Below are 7,040 nucleotides of genomic sequence, written 5' to 3' on the forward strand. Positions count from 1 at the left end.
CGACCACCTCCGCTGCCAGGCTGCAAGCGGCGCCACGACGGGAGCAAGCCTTGTTGCCATTTCCGGGAAAACGTGATTGCGCCGACCGCAGTCGCTGCCGTGCGGCACCGAACGTCCTTCGGCTTTCGGTGGCCTGAGTGTGGTGCACCGGGACCACGGCCGCGCGCACTGCCCGGCCTTGCCCAGCGCTGGGGCCATGACGTGCTGCACTGCCTGTACTGCCACGGCTACGAGTTCGCGACCATCCGCTCGGCGTTCTGGGCACCCACCGCGGCGCGGTCCACCAAGCGCTGCTGCTGCGCCAGTGATCGAAGGATGTCGTCTTCTTCCCGCACACCACGGAGCCGGCGGACGGCCGGGCGGTGCCCCGCGTGGTGGAGGTCCGCGGGATGCTCCTGGTGCACCACGCGCTGCGGCAACTCGCCCGCCTAGTACTCCAGTGCGACTTCGCGATCTACGTGCCTGCGGGGACGGAGAGTCGCCGCCGGTAGTGGCTGCGACGTGCCGAAGCTTGGTGGCTTCTGCGCCAGTTCGACCAGTGCAGGAGTGCACGCAGGGACATGACGGGGCTGAACAGCGTGCCAATCAAGCGGCGGATTTCCGGGACGGTCAGGTCGACCAACTCTCGGCTTCGGGCCGGGCGGTTCGGATCCGCAGGTCTGGTCGGCCGCGCGTCCTGAACGGCGATGGCCAGGAACGCGAGGGCGAGCATGGCCAGGGTGACGTGCCGGTGCCAGGCGGTCCAGTTCCGGACTTGGTAGTGGTCCAGGCCGACCTGGCCCTTGGCCGCCTGGAAGCATTCTTCGATGCACCAGCGGGTGCCGGCGACTCGTACGAGTTCGGACAGCGGGACGATCTGGGGTGACCAGCACAGGTAGAAGGCGAGTTCGTTGGTGGTGGGGTTGCGGCGGATCAGCAGGTGACGGTGGTCGCCGGTACCGATGTGCACCCAGGCCCAGTCGTAGTAGCGGGGACCCTTGGCCCCGGGACCGGCGCTTTGCCGGTGCCAGACTGAGGCGGGCAGGCGATCAGCAGCCCCGTCCGCGCGGATCGCGGTGCGGCCCTGGTTGATCCGCACCTTGGTCGCGCAGGAGACCGCCAGCACGTAGCCGACTTCGCGGGCCTCCAGTCCGGCCCGCAGGCCGGGGTCCTGGCCGTAGGCCTCGTCGTCGGTTACCCACGATGTGCTCACTCCGGCATCCAGCGCCGCCACGATCATCTGCAGGGCGAGCCGGGGCTTGGTCGCGAAGACGATGTCGTCGGGCACTCCGGCCTTGCGGCGTCGTTCGGCGTTCTGGCACCAGGTGTGCTCGGGCAGGTAGAGCCGACGGTCGATCAACGCTCGTCCCCTGCCGGAGGCGTAGGCGAGGAAGACGCCGACCTGGCTGTTCTCGATGCGTCCGGCGGTTCCGGTCTACTGCCGCTGGACGCCCGCCGAACCGCGGCCCTTCTTCAGGAAGCCGGTCTCGTCCATGACCAGAACCCCGTCACCGGTACCGAGGTGGTCCAGGACGTAGCGGCGGACCTCGTCGCGCACCTCGGCCACATCCCAGCGGGCAGTCCGCAGCAGCCGCTGCATCGGTCCGGGACGGGCGTGGCCTGCGTGCTCCGCGAGCTGCCAGCAGTTCTTGCGCTCGGTGCCGGACAGCAACCCGAGCAGATAGGCGCGGGCGGTGGCGCGAGGTTCCACCCGCCCGAACACGCCCGCGATCCGAGCCACGGCCTGGTCGAACAAGGCCCGCCATCGAGCAGGGTCTACGCTACGGCTCGCGGCCACCGCACGATCTTCAAGAGTCGACACAACCCTTGATCATCTCTCGGTGGCCGTACGAGTCAGGCGTCGTAGTACTCGCCGTCGTCGCCCTGAACCCGCGCGTTCAGCACCTTCGCCACCTGGCACATCGTCGCGATCACCGCATCGCTCGGGTTCTTGGACACGATCCGGCCGGCGGTCCACCACATCGGGGCCATCGCGAGGCCGAGATCGTCAGCGACCACGGCCTCCCATGCCGCCGGGTTGATGTCCTGCTCCTCTTCATCCCACCAGTTCTCGCGCCGAGTGATGTGCACGTCGTAGCCCATGGTCAGCCAGGGTGGAGCGGGAGTGTTTTCACCGGGGTGAAGTAGGGTCTGGCTCGGCTTATGTGACCGGTGACACTGGGTGACGGATCCTGGGCGGTGGCGGGGCCTGGAGATCGTCCAGAACTGGTCGGCCGAGTCACCTGGCTGGCCGACATTCGGCGGCTGTGTCGCAATCGTGGTCGTGGCTCGGCGAGTTGCTGTTCCCGTCGCTGCCTCCGGCGGAGGTCTTCGGTGCCGAAGCGTCCGGTGCGGTGGTGCGGATCGCCGCCCGCGTGGCTGCTCCGGGTGCGTCATGCCCGGACTGCGGGACGTGGTCGGAGCGGGTGCACGGCTCCTACCTGCGCTATCCGTCGGATCTGCCCAGCTGCGGGCGGCCCGTGACGGCTGCCCTGCGGGTGCACCGCTTCGCCTGCCAGGCCCTGGTGTGCCAGGGCCGCCGTTTTCGGCAGAGGTGAACCCGAGACAGGTGACATGTCACACCCTATTGATAGCCCCGCCGATCTTGTGAGACGGTGCGTCACACGCTTCGGATACCTCCCACGTCCCCACGTCCGTGGCGCTCCGTTCGCGTTTCCCCCACAAAGGAATAGACGATGCGTCCGCTCTCACGCATGTCCAGGCTGCTGGCCGCAGCTGCCGCAGCAGGCACCGTCCTGCTCGGCATATCCGCCGGACCGAGCCAGGCCGCCCCCACGCCGGTCACCCCCGCACCGGTCGCTGCCAGCCCGCATCAGCCTTCCGGCAGCTCGTCGGAGGTTCCCGGCAGTCCGTTCGCCGATCCCGAGAGCCCGGGCGCGCCGCAGTCCCGCCCGCTCACGGCCGCGCAGCTGCCGCTGGTCAACCCGCTGTCCGTCACGGCGCCGGCGGAGACCGGCCCGGACAAGGGCCTGGCCAAGGCCGCACCGCGCGCGCTCGCGGCGGGGCCGGTCACCACCCAGTCGTGCACCCCGGCCGACTTCGCCGGCAGGACCGGGGCCGCTCTGGTGTCCTACGTCAAGGCCTCGACCCCCCAGTGCATCGGCTCGCTGTTCTACACTGCGGGAAGCCCGTACGCCTCGGTCCTGTTCCGCCAGGGCCAGATGGCGACGATGGCCGACGCCTTCCAGAGCGCCGCCGCCTCCTACCCCGGCGACAACTCCGCCGCCACCTGGCAGGTCGTCCTGTACCTGCGCGCGGGCTACTACGTGCAGGACAAGGACCTCGCGCACGTCGGCCCCTACGACGCGACGCTGACCGCCGCCGTGACGCGCGGCATCGACGCCTTCCTGGCCGGCCCGCACGCCGCGGACGTCACCGACGCGAACGGCCAGGTCGCCAACGACGTCATCATCCTCACCGACAGCGCCGGGCAGCAGGGCCGCTACCTGAACACCTACCGGCAGGTGCTGAACGGCTACACCAGCGCGTACGACAGCTCGAAGAACCTGCTCACGTACGTCAACAGCGCCCTCTCCGCGCTGGACCGGGGACACGAGAGCAAGTCCTTCGTCGACGCGGTGACCGCGGACCCGGGCATCGTCGACACCCTCGACGCGTTCACCCGCACCCACCACGACCTGCTCGGAACCTACCCCGGCTTCCTGGTCTCCAACGCCGGCATCGAGCTGACCCGGTTCGTCAAGTACCCGGCGTTCCAGGCCAGGATCCGCCCGCTGGCCAAGGCCCTGCTCGACAGCTCGTCGATGACCGGCCCCACCGCCCCGCTGTGGGTCGGCACGGCCAACACGGCCGCCTTCTTCGACAGGGACCAGTGCTCCTACTACGGCGTCTGCGACCTGAAGCAGCGGCTGACCAAAGCCGTGCTGCCGATCAGGCAGACCTGCAACGCCACCCTCACCGTCCTGGCCCAGGACCTCACCGCGGCCGAACTCGCCGCCGTCTGCGCCGACCTCAAGGGCGAGGACGCGTACTTCCACGGCCTCGTCCGCGACAACGGCCCCATCCCCGGCCAGTACGAGTCGTCCGTGCAACTCGTGGTCTTCGCGAGCCAGGCCGACTACCAGACCTACGCCGGCGCGATGTACGAGGCGAACACCAACAACGGCGGGGTCACCCTGACCGGGACCCCGAGCGACCCGGCCAACCAGCCGGTCTCCCTCATGTACCGGCACCCGAACGAGAACGGCTTCACCGCCCGGATCTGGAACCTCAACCACGAGTACGCCCACGTCCTGGATGCCCGCTACGACATGAAGGGCGACTTCTACCAGCAGACCAGCGTGCCCGACCTGTGGTGGATCGAGGGCGTCGCCGAGTACGTCTCCTACACCTACCGCGGCGTCACCGACCTCAACGCGGTCTCTCTGGCCCCCAAGCACACCTACGCGCTCAGCACCCTGCTCCAGAGCACGTACCTGAACAGCGACATCGTCCGCACCTACCACTGGGGCTACCTGGCCGCCCGCTACATGATCGAACGCTACCCGAGCGTCGTCCAGACCATGCTCGGCTACTTCCGCACCGGCGACTACGCCCGCGCCTACGCGTACTACAACGGCATCGGCACCGCCTACGACGCCGACTTCACCAGGTGGGTCGACACCTGCGCCACCGACACCTGCCTCACCGCGGGCACCCCGAAGGCGGCCTTCGACGCCACGGTGCGGGACCTCAACGTCCAGCTGACCGACCGCTCCACCGAGACCGCCGGCAAGGGCAGCATCACCGGCTGGGCCTGGAACTTCGGCGACGGCACCACCGGTACCGCGGCCTCCCCGGCGAAGTCCTACCGCGCTGCCGGAAACTACACCGTCACCCTCACCGTCACCGACAGCAACGGCAAGACGGCCACCACGACCCGGACCGTCACCGTCACCGCGCCGGCCGCACCGGCGGCCTGCACCGACCCCGACGCCCGGAAGCTGGACTACAACTGCTTCCGCACCGGCCGCTCCGCCGACGCCGGAAGCTCGGACCAGATGTACATCTACATGCCGGCCGGCACCACCACGCTGACCGTCTCCACCACCGGCGGCACCGGGACCGCCTACCTCTACTACAGCCCGGACCGCTGGGCCTCCAACACGGACTACGCCGCCTCCTCCACGAACAGCGGCACCACCCAGACCGTGACCGTCACCAACACCACGGCCGGCTACCGCTACATCACCCTCTACGGCAAGACCGCCTTCAGCGGCGTCACCGTCACCACCCAGTACTGACCGGCGCGTGAGCCCGGATGCCCTGGCTCACGCATCCCCGGGGATGCGTGAGCCAGGGCATCCACGTGGGCCTCTGCGGCGGACGAGGTCCATGCAGGCCGACACGGCGGCCGAGCCCCGGATGTTGACAACTCCCGGACTCGGCATTCACATTGATGAAGCGTCAGCAAGTCACCGGAACTTCCACCACCGGCCGAGTGCCGAACGGGCCGCTTCCCTGCACCGAGAAGGTCGCACGCACCATCGAACCGCACGGGGCGGTGGCGGTGAAGCCGTCCACCCGTACCGCGGTGGAATGGAACGCCGTGCTCCCGCTCACGGAGCCCAGCGAGTTGCCGCCGACCACCTCGGCCGACAGATTGGTGTACAGGGTCTGCCACGACACCGGCCCGTCGGGCGGGCCGGCAAGGCCGATCTTCCCGTAGATCACGATGCTGCTGCCGGTGACGTCTGCGCAGGCGTAGGTCGCCAACCCGGCCTGGAGACTGTACTTGCAAGTCGTGACCGTGGCGGTGGCGGTGTCAGCGCCGGTCGCGGCGGCGAAGGCCGGCACGGGCGCCGTGAGCAGGGCTGTGGCACCGGCGGCGCCCACCGCGATGCGGGTGATGCGGTTCATGGTCTTCTCCTTCAGACGATGTGAGAAACCGTTCGGAGATAGGCACTGTTAGCCATGTGACATTTCACGTGTGCCATGACCCAAACTTTGCCATGCGATTCCAAGGCTCCGGCCCATTCTTACCTTCGAAGTGCCAGCCCGTCTGAAAGTGCATCCTGGGTGACGTAAATCCGCCCGGCTGGGCCAATGCGGCTGCCACCTCGGGCGAACCCGCGTCGAACGCCGGGTGAACCGCCTCCCCGCCGTCCGGCTCGCGGCCTCCGCCGTCGGCCAGGCCGCCAGGCTCGACGCCTTCCGGTCGGGCAGCAGGTCCACCGGCCGGCGGGTCTCGGCGTCGACCAGCACCGTCCCGTAGGCGCGGCTCTTGCGCGTCGCGTACTCGTCGACGCCCACCACCCGAGGGGCCGGCGGCACCGGGTCGGGAAGCTCCTCGACCAGACGCAGCACCGTGCTCCGGCTCACCGATACCCCGAACACGGCGGCCAGCCGGGCACCGGCCCGCCCGGCAAGCCGCCAGGCCGACCAAGGCGAGTGTGGCCCGCAACTGCTCGGTCTACCGGCCGTGGCGTCGTGTCAGCCCTTCGATCTGCTCGGCGAACGTCCGCCGCCCGAACGACGGGTTGCCGCATACGAAGTGCCTCACCCGCAAGCTCAACCGGACCCGTCTGCCCCCGACCGGACCGTCGACAGGAAACCGCAGGTAGGAGCTGTGCAGCTGGGTCGACCAGCCCCCGCACCCCGGGCAGCTGTGCCCCACCGCCGAGCACTCGACCTGCACGTTCACCGACTCGACGTCCACGTCGACCGACAGCACCCTGACGCCCGCGACCGACGGAAACAGCAACCCCTCCAACCGGGGCACCAGATCATCCACGGTCCCGCACTGTCAGCCACCACAACCTGGCCGCTGACGAATTCCGGGCAACTTCCCAACGCCTACCGCACCGGCACGTCGCCACTCACCGTGCGCAGGCCACGGAAGTTGAGCCAGAACCCCGTCCGACCCGATGAAATCAGCGGGAGGCCGACATGATCGCGAGGTCACACTGGAGTACTAGGGCCTGTGTGATGTCGTGATCAATATTGCGGTTTCGTGCTTGCTCGAAAGCGGGATCCGGTAGGACGTTGCGTGTGACACGTAGGCAACTCACCGACGAGCAGTGGACGTTCATCGAGCCGTA

Annotated in this window: 7 protein-coding genes and 1 pseudogene; 3 read left to right on the forward strand and 5 right to left on the reverse strand. The window is 68.8% G+C overall.

All coding sequences use genetic code 11. The features are described from left to right. Nucleotides 1–227: 227 nt before the first annotated feature. The 3 genes and pseudogenes from KS423_RS48445 to KS423_RS09125 all read right to left on the reverse strand — a co-directional run bounded on the left by KS423_RS48445 (nucleotide 228) and on the right by KS423_RS09125 (nucleotide 2,082). Nucleotides 228–419 carry a hypothetical protein gene (locus tag KS423_RS48445; protein ID WP_374119923.1) on the reverse strand — a complete coding sequence of 64 codons (192 nt, stop codon included), beginning with the start codon at nucleotides 417–419 and terminating at the stop codon, nucleotides 228–230. 35 nt (nucleotides 420–454) lie between these two features. Continuing rightward, nucleotides 455–1,720: pseudogene (locus KS423_RS09120) on the reverse strand (IS701 family transposase). Between the two features lie 113 nt (nucleotides 1,721–1,833). After that, a complete protein-coding gene (locus KS423_RS09125; RefSeq protein WP_224277024.1) occupies nucleotides 1,834–2,082 on the reverse strand; it encodes a hypothetical protein in 249 nt (82 codons plus the stop codon). A 272-nt stretch (nucleotides 2,083–2,354) separates the two neighbouring features. On the opposite strand from KS423_RS09125, the gene KS423_RS09130 reads away from it, so the two are divergent. Both KS423_RS09130 and KS423_RS09135 read left to right on the forward strand, forming a co-directional pair. Continuing rightward, a complete protein-coding gene (locus KS423_RS09130) occupies nucleotides 2,355–2,537 on the forward strand; it encodes a transposase family protein (RefSeq protein WP_374119924.1) in 183 nt (60 codons plus the stop codon). A gap of 156 nt (nucleotides 2,538–2,693) precedes the next feature. Next, nucleotides 2,694–5,243, forward strand: a complete 2,550-nt coding sequence (locus tag KS423_RS09135; RefSeq protein ID WP_224277026.1) for a collagenase — start codon at nucleotides 2,694–2,696, stop codon at nucleotides 5,241–5,243. A 163-nt stretch (nucleotides 5,244–5,406) separates the two neighbouring features. On the opposite strand, the gene KS423_RS09140 is transcribed toward KS423_RS09135, so the two are convergent. Beyond that, on the reverse strand, nucleotides 5,407–5,859 hold the full coding sequence (locus KS423_RS09140; protein WP_224277028.1) for a hypothetical protein: 453 nt from the start codon (nucleotides 5,857–5,859) through the stop codon (nucleotides 5,407–5,409). 226 nt (nucleotides 5,860–6,085) lie between these two features. Here KS423_RS09140 and KS423_RS47265 point away from each other — a divergent pair, with 226 nt between their 5' ends. Continuing rightward, on the forward strand, nucleotides 6,086–6,214 hold the full coding sequence (locus tag KS423_RS47265; protein ID WP_263454651.1) for a hypothetical protein: 129 nt from the start codon (nucleotides 6,086–6,088) through the stop codon (nucleotides 6,212–6,214). Nucleotides 6,215–6,412: 198 nt separating this feature from the next. Here the strand turns inward: KS423_RS47265 and KS423_RS09145 are convergent, their stop codons facing one another. Then, nucleotides 6,413–6,733, reverse strand: coding sequence for a transposase family protein (locus KS423_RS09145; protein ID WP_224277030.1), 321 nt, complete (start codon nucleotides 6,731–6,733; stop codon nucleotides 6,413–6,415). Nucleotides 6,734–7,040 lie beyond the last annotated feature (307 nt).

Origin of the sequence: Streptomyces sp. LS1784 (assembly GCF_020103755.1) — a bacterium.
Lineage (GTDB): Bacteria > Actinomycetota > Actinomycetes > Streptomycetales > Streptomycetaceae > Kitasatospora.